Source organism: Luteibacter anthropi (assembly GCF_011759365.1).
GTDB classification, from domain to species: domain Bacteria; phylum Pseudomonadota; class Gammaproteobacteria; order Xanthomonadales; family Rhodanobacteraceae; genus Luteibacter; species Luteibacter anthropi.
In genome coordinates, this window is sequence record NZ_JAARLZ010000002.1 from 582,789 (window position 1) to 603,525 (window position 20,737).

The window sequence follows — 20,737 nt, forward strand, 5'->3', positions numbered from 1 at the left end:
GTGACGCCGTGTTTTCTTCCGCATGTCGTGATTTATTTTGCTTAGATGACGGCATACACATCCGCTTTACGTAGTCACCTCACTACGCCATACGCCGTCATATTCACTGTCATCACACACAAAAAAAGAGCGAAAGCCGAAGCTTTCGCCCTTGCATGCGCATCGGCCTGCACATCCGCATTTTCGGCGTCAGTGCAAGACTCACCTTCCCTGCATTCGCCCCGCAGTCCGTAAGACATGCAGGGGCGCCTGCTGCATCAGTTGTACTTCAGATGCTTTCGCTCTTCAGGGGTAAGCAGGCTTGCACGCGCACTGTCGATGGAACCTGTACCGATCACGCTAACAGGACTGGCGCCATCGGGAGCCGTGACACTCGCACCCGCATCCGAACCACCAAGCACGTGCACCGAGATGACAGAGGGAAGCTTGTCACGCGCGTCGTTCTGCTGCTTGCGTGCGGTTTCCTCCGCCGCCTTGGTTGCGGCACCCGCTGCTGCACTGGCCGCATTGAGTGCACCGATGTTGACGGACGCCACGACGGGAATACCCAGGGACTCACCCTTGACCTGAATGTTGTCGGCATTGGCCACACGCGCCGCAGCGATGAAGATATCGCCCGAAACACGAATGCCCGCATCACCTGCGTCGACCGTGCCTCGCGGAGCAATGAGATACACGCTTCCCGGCGGCGCACCTTCCACCGTCTGCAGCGTTGCGATACCGGCGCCGCTGACCTGACCGCGAGCATCCAGCCGGCACCAGGCGTCGTTGTCGCAAACGTATACCGGCGGCGGTATTTCCGCCGTGGTCTTCGCACCCTGGCCTGCGTTGATATCGCCGTTCGAACTCCAGATCACCATGTTGCCACCCTGCTCGGTGAATATGCGGCTCTGGGCCAGCAACACGCTGCGATCCGAGAAGATGTTGATATTGCCCTTCTCCAGGGTAAGGATGCCCATCGTGTTCGGCCCGGCAAGAACATTGCCGTTGGAATCCGTGATCTGGGAAGGGGCTGCCGTGCTTCCGACGATGATCTGTCCGCCCGGCCCCACCAGCGTCACATCACCACCCTGCTGGGTCTGGATCGTTGTGCTGCGGATATCCAGGTTGCCCGTATACAAAGGCTGCGCCGCACCGTTGCCACCACCTTCGCCGTTGCCGTTCGCCGTGTAGCCACGAGCTGCCGGGAACAGGCTGTCGAGCGCCTGATAGCCGCGCGCGTACTGGTTGTGGAACGGACTGAGGGCGTTGTTGTAGTCACTTCCCACCGTCGCAAGGATGCGGAACAGGACGCGTTCCGCAAAGAGCCTCTGTACGTACTCCGGCTCCCTGGACAGAAGCTGCCTGGCCTGTGCCACGGTCAACGTGATGACCGGCTTGTCTTTCACGTAACCGGTATCGACGACCTGTCCTGCAACACGACGGGTCATGAACGCAACCAGATCATCATCGAAGCTGCCAAGGCCGGAGGTCGCATCGGGCTGATCCAGGTACCGGGCCAGGAAGGCTGCCGTGTCTGTTCCGGGGCCGACACCGAACGCCACATTCACATCGGCGCCTTCGTGAGGCAGGGCTGGATTGTAAAGATTACCGACCGACTGGATGCCCGTAGGCATCTTTGGTGTAGATGTCGCAATCACCTCGGCCTGGGTGGTAAGAGGACCAATATCCCGACCCGCTTCCACAAGGAAACTTCCCGGGCCGCCCACAAGCATCTGCCCGGGCAATGCGTAGCCATTCAGGATGTAGCCGTCGAATCCCTGGGCCTGGAACGCCGTGTCATAGATGTCCCTGCCCGCCGCGATCCGCGTTATGTCGGCATCATGCGCATGCTGGCCGATGAAAGCCAGGTTCACGATATCCCGGCCCGCATAGATCATCGCCTGCTTCTGCGGAGCAATCAGAAGGGACAGGTAGTTGAAGCCATTGGGTGCCTCGATGCCATCCTTGATGTCGCCGTGCAGCGAATAGATTCGCACCGGTTCGTGGTCGTCTCCATGAAGCGGCGTGGCATCGTGATAGTTCAGCGGGGAATTTTCCGTGAATAGAATATACGTGCCCGACCGCGTTATCGGATTCAATGGCGAAGGCAGACTGGTCGCGGAATCGATCAATCCGAAGAACGACGCCCGGCTATCGGATACCGTCTGGCGGGAAAGGCTGATGTCATCGCTGGCCATGACCGTGAGATTGCCCTTGGCCGACGGATAGAGCTGGCCATCGGCAAGTATGTCGATGGCACCATCCAGCGCCGTCATCGACACGGTCGCGGGGAGGACGGGTCCTGCCACGCCGTTCATGCCAAACACGGCGCCTGGCGCTTTCAGGCTACCGAAGCGCAGATCGCCCGTCGTTGTGGACACATCGATCGACGAATCACTGCTGTAGGACTGGCTGTCTGCGTGGCCAGCCGGCAGAAGCGCCTGGAAGCCTGGCGCAGAATAGTAGGACGGGTTGTACACCCCGCCGAGATCCAGGCCATTCGTCGCATGAACAGAGACGTTGCCGTCCTGCATCGCGATAATGGTTGACAGAGGTGTTGAAGGCGCGCCTGCCGTGGCTGGCAGCGCAAACTGGGCCAGATCGGGCGACGCCCCGATGATTCCATCGGCATCGATGCGACCCTTTCCGCGAGCGACGAAGTAGCCACCGCTGAGGATGTCTCCTCCCGCGTGCACGGAAAGATCCCCTCCGCCGACCGTTACCACGCCCTGGCCTGACGGATTCATGTACCAGGTGGTCGGCAACGAGACGAAGAGCTGCGAAACGTCTCCACCCGCGTTCACCGAGACGTTGCCGCCAACGCTCATCACGCCCTGACCGAAGTTCCCGAAGTTGATGGACGAACGACTGCCGTCAGCCGCGTTGCCCGTCTGCATCCACTGCCACCAGTACTGGGCCAGCGATGCACCTGGTTTCGTGCGGGTACTGCTTCCGTCCGGGTCGGTGGGGTTCTGGATGGCATCGATATCACCCTTCGCGACCAGGCTGATATCTCCGGCACGATCAGGATTGACCAGCCCCGTGACAAGCATGTCCGGCTGGGTGTCTGCCTGCCCGGGCGCCTTCACCGAGGGCCGCAGGACCGCAACATCCGTACCCGCCGTGGTGCCGTCGGCGGGTACGCCCGCCGTATAGATGCCCGCCGGTGACGCGTTGTCCAGCCATCGGATATCGCCGGAGGAGGCCACGTCGATGGAACCGCTTCCCGTGCGAATGGTCGTGGGCAGCAAGACCGTCTTGCCGGTGTACTGGTTTGGCGCTCCGACGACGTTACGGTCAGTTACCGCATCGGGAATGGCAAAATGACCATCCAGCGTGACATCGCCCGACGACGCACCCACGGCCAGCGGATTGGCCGACGCGAAGTCGGCGCCGGAAACGAAGCGGAACGAAGAACTCTGGCCACCGAGGAGTGTCGCGGACGCAAACGATGCGGGCATGCCAAGCTTCGGCATGTTCGACGGACTGTTATCGGGCGTAGCCGGCGGCACGGGCAGGTTCGTCGGCGCGGTCGGCGGCAGCGCATCCGCACGAGGCGCAAATGGGGCATAGAAAAGCTGCGTGCCGATGTCGGTGGTGCCGACATTGAGCGACACATAGCTTACATAATCCGCATGCCCGCTGATGTACTTCGCATAGTTGGATGAATAAGCCTTGTAATCGCTATCCAGCGGCTGTAGCAGCGGTGACGGAGTGGTCTCACGGAAGCCCTGGAAATCGAAGAAGTTATCGAATATCCAACTCTGGTAGGCCGCGACATAACCGTCGTAACTGCTGAAGTCCCCGGGTTGCGGCGCGACCAGCGAACTGGGCTGGTACGAGTAGAAGCCGGGTCCCGAGTTGACCATGTTGAAGGTGAAGGCCCATTTGCGGTTATCGCCGTCACCTACTTCATCAATGTAGCGCCCGTAGTTGGCGTAATAGTCGGACGACTGCTTGCGTAGCGGGGCCTGAATAGGTGCCCAGTAGGGATCCTTTGTCAGGTCGGCCGTACCGCCGCCGGGCGTGCCGCCGTTCGACGCATCGCCGTTCTTCAGGTTGATGGTGCCGTTGTCCCAGAGGCTATGCGAATCCAGGTAAGCCAGCGAGCCCTGGTAGGCGGCAAGCGCCTTGTCATAGACCGGATCACGGACCGCTGCATCCGAACGCGGCGCAAACGGTGCGTAGAAGAGCTGCGTACCGATACCCGTGGTGCCGACGTTGAGCGATACGTAATTGACGTAGTCGGCATGGCCGCTGATGTACTTCGCGTAATTGGTCGAGTACGCGCCGTAATCGACGTCCAGCGGCTGCAGAAGCGGCGCAGGCGTCGTCTCGCGATAGCCCTGGAAATCGAAGAAGTTAAGGAAGATCCAGTCCTGATAAGCCGCCACGTAGTCTGCGTAGGTACCGTAATCTCCGATCCGGGGAGCTGCCAGCGTACTGGGACTGTAGGAATAGAATCCGGGACCTGAATTCACCAGATTGAAGGTGAAGGCCCATTGGCGATTGTCGTTGTCGCCGATTTCGCCGATATACCGGCCGTAGTTGGCGTAGTACGTGGTGGACTGATCCTTCATGGGTGCCTGAAGCGGAACCCAGTACGGATCTTTCGTCAGGTTGGCCGTACCACCGCCAGGCGTACCACCATTGGAGGCATCACCGTCCTTCAGGTTGATGGTGCCGTTGTCCCACAGATTCGTCGCATCCATATAAGCCTGCGATTTCCGGTATTCCCCCAGCGCCACGCTATAGCCGTTGTCGTCAACCGGGACCGGTGGATCGTTCAGCACGGCGCCGTTGTTCTGCTGGTAGAAGCCATCGCTGATGCTTGCCTTGACGTCGACGGTCCCGCCTGCCCGGAAGGTCAGGACGGGCGCCTCGGCACCATACCGATAGGCCAGCGAAATGTTTCCGCTGCTGTCAGTGGTGCCTGCGCCGAGGTTCCAGTTGGTGAGGATATGGATGGCCCCGGTGTCCACGTTGGCCGCCAGAGGGTTGTCCAGTTCCACACCGGGCCGGACGTGGATGTTGCCGATCGAGGCAAAGCGACTTCCAAAGGTGAAGCCGGGCTTCTGGATGAAGCCCATCAGCGTGCCGGGGCCGTTGGCGGCGTCGCCACCGGCATAGCCGTAAAAACCCGCATGGTCCGCGTTGACTGTCGACGGCTGGAAGAAATACTGCGACAGGTAGGATTTGAGCTGGTCGTCCCCTTGGGGTGCGTCGAGTACCTTGCCCGTTGCGTCGGTCCAGATGCCTGCCACCATCACGGGCTTGCCGGTCGACGGGTCCCGCATGAACCAGCCTGAGGGGTCCACGATGCCATCGAAATGCTTCGCCAGGTCGCCCGACGCATCGGCCGTGCTCCACACCGCATACGGTTCAACGGTGACATCGCGTGCACCGGTGAGCCCCGCCGGGCGATCGATCTGTACGGGCACGTCACCATCGGCAAGCAACGGTGCGCGGAAGCTGATGCGACCGCCCGCGATCGGCGTGCTGGAGCCACCGGCTACGTTGATCGTCGCATTGGGGCCGACGTGAATGCTGCCGGCATCGGCACGCTGCACGCGCTGGTAGCCGTACGTGGGATCCAGGCTGCCGTCGCCCTTCCCGGTCGTGCCAATCACGACATCGCCGCCGCGCTGCTCCGGAATGCTGCTGCTCGCGTCCAGCGAACCTTCCACGTCCACGCCGTCACGACCGTAGAGTTCGATACGCCCACCGACCGGACCCGACGCATCGATGCTGCCATCGATACGGGTGGTACCGCCATCGGCGTACAGGTATACCTTGTTCGCGCCGATGCGCTGGCCCGATGACAGCACCAGGTCGCCGTTGCCGCTGGTGATGTCCAGCAGGCCCGTAGCGCCCGCCGCCGAAGCGATGCGCGCCAGGTTGTCCAGATTCACCGCGGTACCCGCCGCGTAAGTGAAGTAGCCACCGCGCCAACCCGAGGCGGCATGTCCATCGATGCTGCCATCCAGACGCGCCGCCTGCGCCGCTTGCATGGTGAACGTGCCGGCGTCGCCGCCCGCCTGCCCACCACCGAAACGCAGTGACGAGCCGGCCGCCACATTGACGTTGCCCTTGCTGGACACCAGCGAGAGACGACCGCCCGGGGCATACGTCGTGGTATCGAAGAACGTACGGTTGATACCCGCCACGTCCAGCGTGGTCCCGGCAGCTACGTTGACATCGCCCTGCGTTGCGCTGGCCGAAAGCGCACCGGCGGTGGCGCGCACGTTCATGCCCAGGTCGATGTCCGAACCCGTGAGCGACAGGCTGCCACCAAGCGCATCGCGATCCAGTGCCTGGCCGGCAGCGCTCTTGAGCACCATGCTGCCCGTGGTGGTCAGCGCCGTATTGGCGGCACTGTCGGCAAGGAACACCGGTGCCGACAGGTTGACATTGGCCGCGCCAAAATCGACCGCGCCCGAACCCTGGCCCGCCATGCCCTGGCCTGCCGTCGCCGTGAAGGTGCCAAATCCGTTGAAGGCCGTGGCACCGGCGCCAAAATCGATTTCACTGGCGCTGACAGCGAGTCGGCCACGGGCCGCGCTGTTCGTCGCGCCCGGCTGTGTGCCCAGCGCGTTTCCGAACGCCACCGTGCCGGCACTGATGGAGACGTTGCCGCCATCACCGACCATCGTCGCCGCATTGAGGGTCAGCGACTTGCCGAGGGCAATCGCGAGATCGCCAAGGAAATCCATTTCGCCCCGGCTGCGCAAGGTCACCTGATCCGCATTGCGGAACAGGTTGAGCGTACGGCTACCGATTACCAGGCCATTGTCGCCACCGTCACGCCCGTCGGCGACGAAGGCAATACGGTTGGCATTCGCATCAATGGCCGAACCGGTGAACGATGCATTTTCATCGACGAGCATGCGTCCGGTGGCATCCAGCGTGAGCGCCGTGCCTCCCTGTACGACCGCGCCTGCGTCGATCGTGAGCTTGCCTGACGGCGTACCGGCCGGACCGTCGACGCCGGTCACCTGATGGCGGATCACCGCTGCGGTGCCATTCTGGGAAACGCGCACCAGTGCACCATCGCCGTTCACCGCCGGCGTCGGCTTGCCATCACTGCCCGTTCCAGGATTCACACCGAATACCACCGGCTGGCTGCCCACGGGGTTGGAGGTGCCGCGCGCCTGCAGGACGCTTCCTGACTCCAGCGTCACGCCATCACCGGTTCCGCCGTCCTTCGCCACCAGCATGATTTCCTGGCCCGCAAGCGGATGGCTGGCATCGTTGGAGAGCAGCACGCTGTCGGCCACCGTATCGATGCGGTCGCCTTCCGTCGTGCTGGTGCGCGTGCCGCCCAGCAACAGGCTGCCCGCGCCAAGCTGGGTCAGTCCATCGGCCGACAGGCCAAGGTAGCCGTCGCGCGCCGTGGTATCGGTGCCAAGCACCTGGATCGCCTCCGCGGCAATGTCTACCTGGGAACTGCGTCCCTTGCTGGCCGGCTGTGCCGTCAGCGTGGTGCCGAGATTCAGGCGCGAGCCGGCATCCAGCATCAGGCGTCCGGCGTCGGCTGCCAGGCGCGGAGCCACCTGGCCGGCCTTCGTCGCCTTGTTGCCGAAGAAGGTATCGGCATCCGTGAAGGTGTATTGCGAATACTGCTGCCAGACGTCGCGCGACTGCACCCGGAAGTTCGACGTCAGTGCGTCGTGCGCTCCCGAGAGCCCGTCGCCGAAGTAACCCGAAACCACGTACGAGCCATCCGGCTGCTGGACATTGCGCCCGGCAACACCCACGCCCGGCTGCTGGACGATCCGGAAGGCACCTGCGATCTCCGCATAGCGGGCCGGCAGGAGCGTGTACCAACCTGCCGGCAGGCCCGGCACACCACTCAGGTAAACCTGCTGCCCCACGGACGGGCCGTCGCCACCTTGCGCGGCGAAGGCCGAGTCGTATGACGCCACGTTCGGCTGCTTGCCGGGAAGGACGGCGTAGATGGGACGCCCGTCGGCATACAGCGGATCGCCTGACGATGGTTTGCCACCCGGCACCGTCGCCCGCTGCGCGAGCACGTCACGGCTGCCACCCGTACCCGGCACCCACTCACCTGCCTGCAATGAGCCGCCGCCGGAGAGATCGATGGTGGCGCCTTCATCAAGGGAAAGGTTGTCGCCATGCAGCGCGACCTGCTTGGAGGGGGGAGCCGTCAGGTCGTTGGACGCGGTGACGGGGGAGCCGTTGTAACGCCACTGGACACCATCGATCGTGCTTCCATAGGGCACGGTCTGGTTGTCGAGCGACACCGAGGTCACGCTGCCCTGTGCCAGGTGAACCGACGAGGTGGTCACCAGCGGGATCTGCTTCGGATCCAGCCCGATCGCTGCGGCTTCGCGCGTTGCATCCTTGACACCGAGGATGATGCTGCCCGAAGGAGCACGGATGGTGCCTCCCTGCTCGATATGATCTGCATCCAGGAGCAGTGTCCCGCCCGCAGAGAGAGGACTCTGCGAAGCGCCTCCGGGCAGCATCGTTATGGTGGTTTGTAGCGAATTGCCATGGGCATCCAGTGCCCCGCCGGCGTTGGCGATAATGGCGTAGCTGTAGTCCGTGACCGGATACAGCTGAGCTGCCTTGAATGTAAGGTCACCCGTGGCGTAGAGCACGCCGGTAATCTTCTGCCCGAGCGACGTGTATGCCTGGTTCGTAGGGGCGACGAAACGGATGTCGCCGCTGGCATCGAATGTCGCCGATGCCCAGTTTGCAAGGCTCAGCAACCCACCTATGTCGATCTGCGTGCCCGTCATCCGAAGCTGTGCGTCACCTCGTGTCAGTGACGGCGACGCCGTCGGGCTCATGAGGCCCACGAACGACAGGTAGGGTGCGTTGACCTCGACATGGCTTCCTGCCGTCGCGGACAGGCTGTTGGTCGCCGCCTGGAAGGCGCGACCCAGCGACAGGCTGACGTCGCCCGAGAAGACAACGGGCAGGATGTCCGTGCCATCGATGCCCAGCTGCAAGGTAGTGATACCCGAGTCGCGCAGCGTATCGGCCGTCAGGTTGAGTGTGCCACTGGCGCTGCCAGCCTCGATGGCGCCACGCTCGCTGGCGGCATCCGGCAGCTTGCCACCACTTGCGCTGATGACAAAACGGGTGGGTGCCGGATACCCGCCATTCTGGTTGATGACATGCTCACCACCGAGTGACAACGTGCCCCCCTCGGCAAAGGGCGAGCCCCCTTGCGCCTTCAAGGTGGCACTGCTGTAGAGTCCGGCTGCCGCCAGCATGGTGATCTTGCCGCCGTCACTCCACACGGGCGTGGCGACATAATCCGTATTCTCGCCATTGAGGCGCTTCGACGACACCGGTACGTCAAAGGTATCCGAGGTACCGGAGACATCCAGCACCGCGCCTGCCTCGGCCACCACATAACCACTGTTGGACGCCAGCCCGATACTGCCGCCATCGAGAATGGTACCCGTACGAGGAGATGCGCCTGTCGGCAATCCGCCGGTACTGCGGGTCACGGCAGCCGCAAGCGGATCGATCAGGGCGATGCCGCTTGCGTCCAGCTTGCTGTCCGACCCCAGCCATACGCGCGTCGATACGGCGGGCAGTGGCGTCGTGGTGATGAAGTCCCGGGTGCCGACATCGATCTGGCCACCGGGTGCCCTTACCGATCCATGGATAAGCGTTGCCTGCGTACCGCGCAAGGACACCGCCCCACCTGCATCGACATCCACGCCGGCCCCGTGCTCCACGGAGAGCGTACCCGTTGCGCCAGCGTAAGACGGTGCCCCGGCGCCGGGTGAACCGGGCAACAGGTTCCAGAACAGGTAGTCGCCGGCAGCCAGCGAGAAACCCGGGCCATGCCCGGTACGTGTATCGCGCGTTGCCCAGCGCGTATACGGAGCCAGCTGCGCCAGCGAGGACAGTGCCGGGTTACGGACATCGCCCCCCGTACCGAGCAGGCGCAGGGCATCGACGTCGGCAACGAGGTTGTTGTGGCGAACCGTGACCTGGGTGCCCTTTGCAATCGTTGCATCGGTGATCGCGTCGAGCTGGTAGTTGTCGAACCCCTGGCTTGCGAAGAACGAAGGATCCAGCCACAGGCCATTGGGATTGACCAGGTCCGTGCGCTGGCCGCCAATGCGGATCTCCGGCGCCTGTAGCGTCAGGGTGCCACCGCCGCTGAATCCTTCACTGAGGATCGTGCCGGCCATGGTGACGCGGCCACCATTGAGTGCCTTGGGCGGCGCGGGAATCACGCCATAGTCAAGCGCGCCGCCCGTGACGTAGGTACGCAGCGAAACATCGCCACCATGACCGGCCGGAACCCCGTGGGTGAGGCGGACATCCCCGCCCGCATCCACATAGCCACCACCGGAAACGTCGATGACACTTCCCTGCTGGAGGTTGATCGAACCCGTGCCGTCGATGCCCTTCGCCGCATCGCCGGAGAAGGCCTGCTGGGTCTGCAGGCTGATGCTGCCACCATTGATGTAGCGATAACCTGCCTGCTGCTCCGGTGCCTTGGCCGTGTCGTTCACCCACAGGCCGCGTGTACTGAGCGAGGCGCCGTCCGCCAGGGTGATATCCGCCGGCCGTACGGCATTGCGGTCAATCCCCGGCCCGGGTGCCGCGATAGGCTGGGTCGCGGTCAGCGAGATGCTCCCCGCCGGAGCGGCAATCGCACCATTGACGTCGATGCGGCCACCGGTGAGCGACACGCTGCCGCCCGCCCCCACCACCAGGTTGCTGCCCGCTGCCACCACGATGGCCGATGGCGAGGTGATGTCGACACTGTCAAAGCCGGCGCGGGCAATCTTGTCCGCCGAGACCACGAGCCAGCTACGCAGATCGTTATCGTCCGTGGCCGTGCTGTCCTGCGCGGCCAGCACATCTTCCCACGGTGTATCGGCGTTGAATCCGGGTGTGAGGTGATCAAGAACCAGCGACGACTGCTGTACCCGGATACCCATGCTGTAGGGCGCGCGGGTCAGTGCGGCCGGTGTTTCGTTGATGGTGATCTTGCCACCATGCGGCTGAGTGCCATTGGCCACCTGTCGCGTGCCCGGCGTCGCCTGAGCCGAAATATCCCCGTCGAGCACGAGGGCATCCGCGGCCCTCACCGTCATCGTGCCGGCATCGGAACCCACGACGAAGCCTTCGCTCCAGCGGTGGCTGCCGCCCATGATCGGCGAGTTGTACGTTTCGCTGACGCCCCAACGCGCATGGTTACTGGTGAACTGGCCTGCAAATCCCACGTACATCACGTTGGGATCGGCATCGGCGATGTTATGGATCAGGCCGTCGGCGCCCAGCAGGTTCGGCGTGTCGATCCAGCCGGCCTGGTAGGCCAGGTAACCGCCGTCCATGCTGATTCGGGAGCCGTCGCGCACAATGACCTGGCGACCGTCCAGGGTGACATTGCCGCCGTGCGTGAGCATCTGGGAAATGTCGCGCGGCACGTTCTCGACATAGCCGCCGACATTCAGGATAGGACTGCCGATCCAGTCCAGCCCGTCCGCGCGCGTACCGGAGACGCTGCCGTCCACCGTCACGTTCTTCTGCGTATAGAGGAAGCTGTTGCGCTGGAGCGGCGAATTCGCCAGCTCGTTCTGGCCGATGCGGGGAATGGTGATCAGCAGCGCGGAAGACGGCAGCATCACATTGGCGATGCCGGACACATCGATGATCGCGCCGCTGTCGACGTAAACCCGGGACGCATCGGGACGGAGGTCGCTGTATACAGGCAACGCCTGCAGGGTGACATTCGCCCCTGGCGCCTCCACCAGCGAACCACCATCAAGCCTGACCTGGTTGCCGCCCATGTACACGGAACCGGTCACGAAGGCCTCGTCCGCCGCTGCGCTGGAAGAGGTGGTCGTGCCATCCTTCTCCGGCAGGATGGCGGTCACCGATCCTTTGGTCAGCTCCAGAGTGCCGCCGGCGGCGGGATTGGTGGGGGTAAAGGTACCCGTGGCGGCAAGAAGAGAGATGGCGCCCGGATAGGCGATGCTTGTCGATGCCAGCACCACACCCGCTTGCGTGACGTCGTAGCCGAGTATCGAAACCGTTCCGCGACGGGATTGCACGATACCCGTATTGGTCACGGATCCATCCGTGTGAACGCGGGCCGGGTTGTTGTCGTAAAGATCCAGCGGCCCCGTCGTGTTCCGGTTGGTGAGTACGGTCGATGCCGCCAGGATGGCGTGTCCATCGTCAGCCACGATCGAACCTGCGTTCGATACATTCGGCGCAGCGACCAGCACGAATCCCTGGTTGCCGCTGGTAATCGACGCACCCTTCTCGATCACGACGTCGTGGTTGCGGCCATCAGTGAACGAAGCCGTCAGGATCGGTGCATCGTTGACGCCGATACCATCCTTGAGGAAGCGGGCGTTGCTGGCCTTCACGTCGTCACTGAACAGGTTCAGCGAGCTGGCGATCAGGGAACGCGTATTCACCTGCGAACCGGCGCCGAAGATGACGCCATTGCGATTGAGCAGGTACACCGTACCCTCGGCCTTCATCTGGCCAAGGATCTGGCTGGGCTGGGCTGACGGATCGTTGATGCGGTTGAGCGCGATCCAGTCGTTCTTGCCGTCGCTCTGGTTGCCTGCGCTCTGGTTGAAGTACAAGGTGGTGTTGCGACCGACGTTGAAGCTGTCCCAGGTAAGGATGGCCTTCTTGTCGGTCTGCTTCACCTCGACCGTGTGCTTGCCAGCGGCCACCGTGTCGGTGGGCATGTTGGCGTTCTGCCAAAGGCTGGGATCGGCACCGATGCCCGCCGACGGCACCAGGCCACCGTTGGCCACGCCGTCGGACACCTTGGACGCCAGCTGCTGCGCAGCGCTTTGCGCGGCTTTCTGCGCCTGCATCTGCGCGGCCACCGCAGCCGCGGCGTTGTCGAGGTTCTGGATCGATTGCTGGACGCGCTGCTGCAGGAGCGCGCTGCCCGGCGTGAAGCTGACGTTGCCACCGGCTGCACCGCCCTGCCCGCCCGGAGCAGGCGCCGGGGCGGGTGTCGTGCCGGCCTGTTTGCTGGCGAACCATGCCGGCGTGAAGGCTGGCGGCGTCGCTGCATGCGCAGCGCCACTGCCAGACAGCGCGATGGCGATGAGATGGCATACGGCGCGACGACGCAGCGTCGGCCGGAGTGCGGGAGGAGCCGGGCGGCGGGGTTCGGCGGAAGTCCTGGTACGTACGATCATGGCAGACCTCGAAGAGCAAAGGGTCGCGGCCGGAGGCCGCCACGTGTTTCGGCGTGGATCACAGGGGGCTTCCGCCCGCGAAGTCACCTGTCATCGACGCCACTTCATCGTTCAGTTCGGGCAGCGCGGCGAGCTCCCTGAGCTCCACCTCGCCGAGTTCGCGCAGCACCGTGCGGATCGCCAGCCGGCGCCCGTCGTGCAGCCACGCATTGAGTACGCTCGCGATCGCCCGGATCGTCGGTAGCGCCGCATCATCCAGGTGCGGCTTGCGATGGCGCAGGCGATCGGCCACCGCATAGCGCACGCGGGAGCCGAGAAAGGCCGAGGACTCGCTCAGCAGCGCTTCCAGCGCCTCGCGCGAACAGCGGTCCATGAGTACATCCGCCTGGCGACCCTGCCGCGCTGCGTAGAGCTGTCTCAGCATTTCCGCCAGCGCGTTCATGCAGCTCATGCCGCAGACCCGCGCATCCACCTCCGCACGCCCCCGCGACAGGCGCGGTCGCTGCGCACGGTGCTCCGGAAAGCTGTCGATCTCATGGTCGTGATACACGCTTGGCCTCGTTGCACCATGACGACGGGAGGGGACGTCCCTGTCCATTGCGGTTTCCTCTACAGTCCGTTGCGCCCAACCACTGGGCTGAAGGGTCCGGGTTCATGGCGAGGCAGCAGCCTGCCCAGCCCGGGGGTCGAAACGCTGTTCGTAGAGCCGGTCACCGAACGACTGGGCGGCGTTTTCCAGCCGTACCCTTGCCTTCGCTGCGAACGGCTGACGCGAGGACAGCACATCGCCCATGTCCAGTTTTTCGTAAGCCGTGATCACTTCCTGGCCCACGCGATACATCTGCACGTTGCGCGCGGTGCAAGCATCCACCTGCCCCTTCGCGGCGTCCAGTTCCTTCGCCAGGCGTGCCCGCTCGGTCTCTGCCGTACGCAGGGCCAGCGCGGAGGATTCGCTGTCCGCCTTGCCTTTCTGCAGGCTGGCCTCGGCTTCTTCCCTGCGCTGCCGTTCCGCCGCGATGGTCCTCGACGCCTCCGGAGACATCCCTGTCGCCTTCTTCGCCTCCGTGCGCGCCGTCTCCGCATCCTGCTTCGCGGCGTCCCGTTCCTTTTCCAGTGCGGCTTTTTCTGCCGCCCACTGCGACTGCTCGGCCTGCAACGACTGCAACTGCGAACGCGTATCGCGCAGTTGGTCGCGCAGGCGGGATTCCAGACTGGCCGTCTGCCCGAACGCGGCAGGCACAATCGACAGCAGGGCCAGAGCGATGAGCTTGCGTTTCATGCAGCCTCCTCAGAACCGCGCGTTCATTTCAAGCTGGAACACATCGATGGCCAGCGGCGCACCGAACACCTGGCGGGCATTGAGGTAACGCGCCGTAAGCCATGCGTACTTCGACACGCCGTAGCTGCCGCTCAGGATGAAGCCCTTCGCGTTGGTGCCGCCCAGATGGAAGTCGGGGTCGTTCAGGCCGTCCACCGTCGCATCGGGTTGCAGGTACTTGTAGGCCACGCTGGCGTTCCAGTCGCCTGCACCACTCGGATCCGGGTTGCCCAGGGTGGCGCGGAGCATCCAGCCCACCGGACCACTCTTGTAGTTGTCGGCAGTGAGATCACCCGCGCCAAAATTGTTGGCCAGGCGGCCCACGCCAACATCCGGACGGAACGCATCCCTGCGGTGGTACGCCATGTTCCTGACGTAATCGCCCTCGATACGCAGCGGCGTACCCGCCACCTTCATGTCCAGCTGGGTGTTGGCGTTGAGGACGTGGTAGTCGTATACCAGGCCGACGAACTGCGGCTGCGCGTAGCTGGTCGGCGCGCTCGGGTCCGGCACGATGTCGCGGATCAGGAACAGCGAATTGCCCTTCTGCATGAAGGTCGGGCGCGTCGCATCCGTGCTGCAGTAAGCCGCACCAAGGTAGATCGAGCACGGCGAGGAAAGCTCACCGCGCAGCTTGTCGAAGCGGTAGTACGCCAGGGCAAGCTTCCATTCGGCATCTTCGTTGAACTTCCAGGCACCGCCGACCTGCGCGGCCGTCAGCCATTTGTCACGACTTGCATTCTTCGGGCTGGCCGACGAGGGGAAGTCGTCAGCCTGATAATCGAACGGGAACAGGCCTGCCGTGGCGAAACCGCGGAACTGGTCGTTGAAGGGCACGTCGAACTTGCCGGCCACGCCGTCGAAGTTGAGGTGGTCCGCGAAGACCAGGTTCGTGCTCATGAACGGGTTCTGCATGCGGCCGGCCACGACCTTCGCCCAATCCGTGGGCTTCCACGCGATCCATGCCTGATCGAGCCAGATGTTCTTCTTGGTGAGACCACCGCCCAGCGTCTGGGTGGTGGATACCGGATCGTTGAAGTTGCCCGACGCCAGGCGGATACCCGCCGTCACCGAATCACCGAGATTCAGCAGCATGCCGAAGCGGGCCATGATGCGCATCGAATTCGTGCGGTTTTCCAGGGTATTCAGCAGCGGCGGCGCAACGCGGCTGTTGAGGTCATACGGGCCCGTGCGGTTGAACTGGGCAAAATCCACCAGCGACGCGGCATTGCTCTTGTCGTAGTAATGGAATTCGTCACGCACGCGCAGGTCACCCGTCCAGGTGACGCGGTCGAGCCACTCGGGCAGCTTGCCCGGTTCGGCCCAGTGTTCGTTCTTCGCCTGTGCCACCACTTCCTGGCGCAGTTCATCCTTGATCTGGTTGCGAACCACCTCCGGCACGTAGGTGACACGCACCTGTCCGGGCGTGGCCGGTGCCGCATTGGCCGTACCCGCCAGCTTCTGTGCCTGCGCGGCTTCGCTGTTGGCCTGGGCGATCAGGCCGTCGGCATCGGCCTGGGTCAGTACACCACGCTTCACCAGCAGGCGCACGAGGTTGATGGTGGCATTGTCCGAGGGAGCGCTCTGTGCGTGCGCCGCGCCGGCACACAGGGCCAGGCCGATGGTCAGGGCCAGCATGGCTCGCGCGGGACGATGGCGGGCCTTTCCGATGGTCATGAAAACTCTCCGGGTATTCGAATGATTTGGCGTGGCGGTCGTCATACGGGGCGCTTTCCGCGAATGGAGACGCGCAAGGGGAAGCGCAGCGAGGACGGCGGCGCGACATCGATGCGGGGCATCGAGCGCAGCGCCTCGAGCAAGGCTTCGTCGGTACGTGTATTGCCACTGGAGCCAGCGAGCTCCGCGCGGGTGAGCTTGCCATCGGCGTCCAGCCAGATATCCGCGCGCACATCGAACACCAGGCGGTTGACCCGGTCGTCGCGCTGGATGGCCTGCTGGATCGCGTAGCCCAGGTACTGGTCATAACTGCCGGTGCCCGTGCCCGTACCACCGCCCGAACCCACCATGCCGCCCCCCGAACCTGCGCCGATGTTGAAGGCATCGCTGCCGGCCTGGGCATCGCTGTTGATCGTCACCTGCTTCGCGACGTCGTTGCTGGGCTTGGGTGCATCCACCGGCTTTTGCGGCACTTCGGTGGGCTTTTCTTCAACCGGCTTGGGCTCCTCGGTCTTCTTCGGCTCCGGTGGCTTTTCCTTCGGCGGCGGTGGCGGCGGCGGCAACGGCGTAATCGTTGCCACGCGCGGCGCTTCACGGCGTACGCCCACGCGGCTGCTGGAGAAGTGCCAGATCAGCGCACCCACCAGCAACAACACAACGACACCGACCGCCGGACCGAGCCAGCGGCGAGGTGGAGCGCGACGGGAATCGTTCGGACTCACGCGCTCAGTCCTTCGCCGGTTTGCCGGTGACCAGACCGACCTGAGGCAGGTCCACCCGGCGCAGCAGATCGAGGATGTCCATCACCTTCTGGTACTGGACCGTGGAATCACCCTTTACCACCACCGGGAAGTCCGGATTCAACGCCTTCAGCGAGCGCAGGCGGTCTTCCAGCTCGCTCAGCGTCACGGGATAGGCATCGAGGAAGATCTGCCCCGAGTCCGAGATGGTGATGGCCTTGGTCTGCGGCTTGGCCATGCTCACCGCCGCACTGGCCTTGGGCAGGTTCACCTTGATGCCCTGCACCGAGGCGGTGGTCATGATGATGAAGATCACCAGCAACACGTACGCCAGGTCGAGCATCGGCGTGATGTTGATGTCGTCGTACGGCTTGTCTTCGTCTTGGGCGCGCATGATCCGGACCTCAGGCCGCCACGGCGGATGGGTGGACGGTGCGCTGCTGCTCAGCCAGTCGCGTCACGAACTCGTCCACGAACACCTGCATGTTCGCGGTGACGTTCTTGTTGCGGATCAGCAGGTAGTTGTAGCCAAACAGCGCGGGAATCGCGACGAACAGGCCCGCCACGGTGGCAAGCAGCGCGGCGGCGATACCCGGCGCGATGGCGTTGACGTTGACGTCGCCGGCCGCCGCGATCGCGGCGAAGGTGATCATCACGCCAACCACGGTACCGAGCAGCCCCAGGAACGGGCCGCCGGAGATAGCGATGGTGAGCATCACCATCGACTTGGCCAGGCGCTGGTTCTCGCGCACCAGCGTCGCGTCCATCGTGGCGCGGATGGCCTCGATCGACTCCGGAGCGATATGGTCGTGACCATCGTCGTCGCGGCGGCTCCATACTTCGCCGGCGCCGACCTTGTAGAGGCGATACAGCGAAGCATCCTGAAGACGCGACGCCGTCGGATCGCGGGACAGCGCAAGGATGTTGCGGCCCTGCTGGCGGAAGGCGTCGAGGAAGTTGTCGTTGGCGCGGGTCACGCGATTGACGTAGGCGGCACGCTGCCACATCACGACCCACGAAATCGCCGCCATGACCAGCAGGATGGCGATCACCACCCATGCATCGACCGTGACCGACTTGACGATGACACCGAAGTAACCGAAGCCGATGCCGGCCTGCTTCTCGTCGGCACCGTAGTTCAGCAGCTTGGATTCGGCACCCTGGGTCTGCGCATCCAGCGCAATCAGCGCGGCCGGGCGGGCGACCCGCGACAGGCGCACTTCATCCATCTGTCCGGCGAAAGGTACGAAGGTGTCGGTCTGGCCGGCAGCGTCGCCACCGAGGGTGGCCTGGCTGGTCAGCGCGGGGAGCTTCGCATCCAGCGAGGCGTAGGGGCGGCCATCCACGTAGAGCTGGATCTTGCTGTCGGCCGCCGTCACGGCCAGATGCATCCATGCGCCCGCCTTCACGGGCTCACCAGCGGTGGTGGTCGCGTCATCGACCTGCACGAAGGGCACGCCATTGTCGAAACCAAGCAGCAGCTTGTGCTCCGCCTGGCGGCGGGCATAGACGACGGCACGACCGGCCGGCAGCGCATCGAGCTTCACCCAGGCGCTGAACGTGAAGGCACCGCCTTCGGCGACGTTCATCGACACGCTACCTGGCAGGTTCACCACCTTGCTGCCATCGAAGCGCGCCGACTTGCCGATCACGCCATCCACGGTGGCGACGTCGTTGCCCACGGCGTTGTTGCCGTACGCCGTTGCATCGTGCGGCGGCGTACCGGCAGCGTCTTCGAAGTGGTAGACGGCGGCGTAATCAGCGTCATACGCCGCAGCACCCTTGTCGCCCCCCTGCGCCTTCGGGTTGCCGTAGTACATCCAGATCTGCTGCTGTGCGTCGGCGGCCAGCTGCGGCACGTCCACCCAGATCAGGGCAACGCCAAGCACCGGGTCGAAGCTCTCGATCTGGTAATTCAGCGGCGTCTTGTCATCGGCGGCGACGAAGCGAATGTCGGCACCGGTCTCCGAGACACCGTCGAAAGTGAAGTTGCCCGAATGCAGGCGCACCAGGACCGGCGTGCGGCCAGGCGCGGCGCTCACGGCCGCTCCCTTCGCCGTGGTGTCGAGGGTGATCGCCTTGCGGAAGGAGAAGTCCTGGTTCCACCACGAGGCGTCGGCGTGTGCCATCGGCACGAAGCCGAGAAACAGCAAGCAGGTCAGTAACAAAAATCGATTCACGGTAATACCCCTGGATGTCTGTGGTCCGACCTGCCGGTCAGAGGTCTGCCTTGAGAGAGAAATGGATGCGGGTGTCGTGCGCGCGCGTGTTCTGGCTGTTCTGGAACGGATAGGCCACTTCGAACGCGCCGGTGACGATGTTGAAAATCTGGAAGCGGGTGCCGAGACCCACGCTGGACAGGTCGTAGCTGGTCTTGCGCGTGCTTCCCTTCGACGCATCCTTCTGGTCGACAAGAGACGGCAGCGCATTCATGAGTACGAGGTGTGCGCCATCGACGAACGCGTGGAAACGCCAGTCGTTCATCCACTGGCCGATGTGCGAGGCGAGGGACGGCGTGCGCAACTCCAGTGATGCGATGGCGCCGTGATCCGCGGTCTGCTCCGCTTCCAGGTAGCCACGCACCGTACTCTGGCCGCCTGCCGCGAACTGCTCGCTGGAAATGAGCGATGTCGTGGCAAGCTGCACTGCCAGGCGCCCCGCCAGGCTGAAGCCATCGGCGAAGTTGCGTACGTGGTTGCCTTCGGCCTTGACGTAGAGGAAGTTCGCCCGGGCGCGATAACGCTGGGTATCGAAGGCTTCGGAACTGCTTCCGCCCACGCGGAAACCCGCCGTGGCACCCAGCGAAATGCCACTGTTGGACTTTTCGCCGTAAGACTGCCCCTGGTAGGTGATCGACAGGGGTATGTAGGTTACCGGCGCCTTGGACGTATCCGTGCCAAGCGTGATGTTCTGGTCGAAATGCTTGCGCGTGACGCCGATGGCCAGCGACTGCGAATAGGTTTCGTGAGATGGCAGGTTGCGCAGGAAGGTAAAGCCATAGGCATTGCCCTTGCCCAGTACGGTACTGCCACCGACGGAGTTGGCATTGCTGTTCGATTTATAACCCGATGCCAGCACGCTCCAGTCGCCACCCAGCGGCACGAGATACGAACCTGCCCACACTTCTGCCGCGTTCCTGTCCTGCGGCGCCACGATATAGGTAATGGATGCCGCCTGGCCGTCCTGGAACAGGTTGTCGTTGCGCACGCTGGCAATGGTGCGAAGCTCGGGCGTGTTGACGCTATGGTCGTTGTTTACCTCGACACTGCCGTGCCAGGGCGCTGTATCAGTGACCTTGAGCGTCACGTCCATGGTCTGCGGCAGCTTGCCCGGCGTGAGCACCGGCACGACCTGGCTGCCGCCCTTGCGGTTGACGTTGGTCAGTTCCTTCTGTGCCTGTGCGAAATTGGGCACCTCGCCCTCTTTCAGCGCAGGCACCGCATCGCGGATGTCCTTCGGCGAACGATAGGTCGCGCCTTCGACACGCACGCGGCCGATGGCATTCTCGGTGACCTGGAGACGGATCACGCCGTCCTTCACCTGCTGCGGCGGAATATCCACCACGACCGACTGGAAGCCGTGCGCCTGGTAGACCTTCTGCAGTGCATCGCGCGCACCGCCGACGTCGGTCATCGACTTGCCGGGACCGAGGAACGGATACACGGCCGTCTCGATGTCCAGCGCCTGCAGCGTGGTGTTGCCATCGACGACGTATTCGTTCACGTCGAAGGAGGTCGGCGCTTCCTGGGCAGATGCAGCGCCGGCGATGGCGGCTGCGATGGCCAGCGCAAGGGCGCGCGCGCCCCGCGAGGTCGTGACACGCATCATGCGCTCACCCGTGCTGC

At 63.9% G+C, this 20,737-nt stretch carries 8 protein-coding genes; all 8 read right to left on the reverse strand.

Features of this window, described 5'->3' with window-relative positions:
• Positions 1-257: 257 nt before the first annotated feature.
• Positions 258-13,157, reverse strand: coding sequence for a filamentous haemagglutinin family protein (locus tag HBF25_RS05190; RefSeq protein ID WP_166946866.1), 12,900 nt, complete (start codon positions 13,155-13,157; stop codon positions 258-260).
• 58 nt (positions 13,158-13,215) lie between these two features.
• Positions 13,216-13,707 (reverse strand): hypothetical protein, encoded by a 492-nt coding sequence (locus HBF25_RS05195; RefSeq protein WP_166946867.1) that lies wholly within the window; start codon positions 13,705-13,707, stop codon positions 13,216-13,218.
• A gap of 102 nt (positions 13,708-13,809) precedes the next feature.
• Positions 13,810-14,436, reverse strand: a complete 627-nt coding sequence (locus HBF25_RS05200) for a DNA repair protein (RefSeq protein WP_166946868.1) — start codon at positions 14,434-14,436, stop codon at positions 13,810-13,812.
• A 9-nt stretch (positions 14,437-14,445) separates the two neighbouring features.
• The gene (locus HBF25_RS05205) at positions 14,446-16,152 is read right to left on the reverse strand and encodes a putative porin (RefSeq protein ID WP_208392413.1); all 1,707 of its coding nucleotides are present in this window, start codon (positions 16,150-16,152) and stop codon (positions 14,446-14,448) included.
• Positions 16,153-16,193: 41 nt separating this feature from the next.
• On the reverse strand, positions 16,194-16,874 hold the full coding sequence (locus HBF25_RS22515) for a TonB family protein (RefSeq protein WP_166946869.1): 681 nt from the start codon (positions 16,872-16,874) through the stop codon (positions 16,194-16,196).
• A 4-nt stretch (positions 16,875-16,878) separates the two neighbouring features.
• Positions 16,879-17,286, reverse strand: a complete 408-nt coding sequence (locus tag HBF25_RS05215) for an ExbD/TolR family protein (RefSeq protein ID WP_166946870.1) — start codon at positions 17,284-17,286, stop codon at positions 16,879-16,881.
• A gap of 10 nt (positions 17,287-17,296) precedes the next feature.
• Positions 17,297-19,072: a DUF2341 domain-containing protein gene (locus tag HBF25_RS05220; RefSeq protein WP_208392414.1), complete on the reverse strand. Its 1,776-nt coding sequence runs from the start codon at positions 19,070-19,072 to the stop codon at positions 17,297-17,299.
• Between the two features lie 37 nt (positions 19,073-19,109).
• The gene (locus tag HBF25_RS05225; protein ID WP_166946871.1) at positions 19,110-20,720 is read right to left on the reverse strand and encodes a ShlB/FhaC/HecB family hemolysin secretion/activation protein; all 1,611 of its coding nucleotides are present in this window, start codon (positions 20,718-20,720) and stop codon (positions 19,110-19,112) included.
• Between the last annotated feature and the right edge of the window lie 17 nt (positions 20,721-20,737).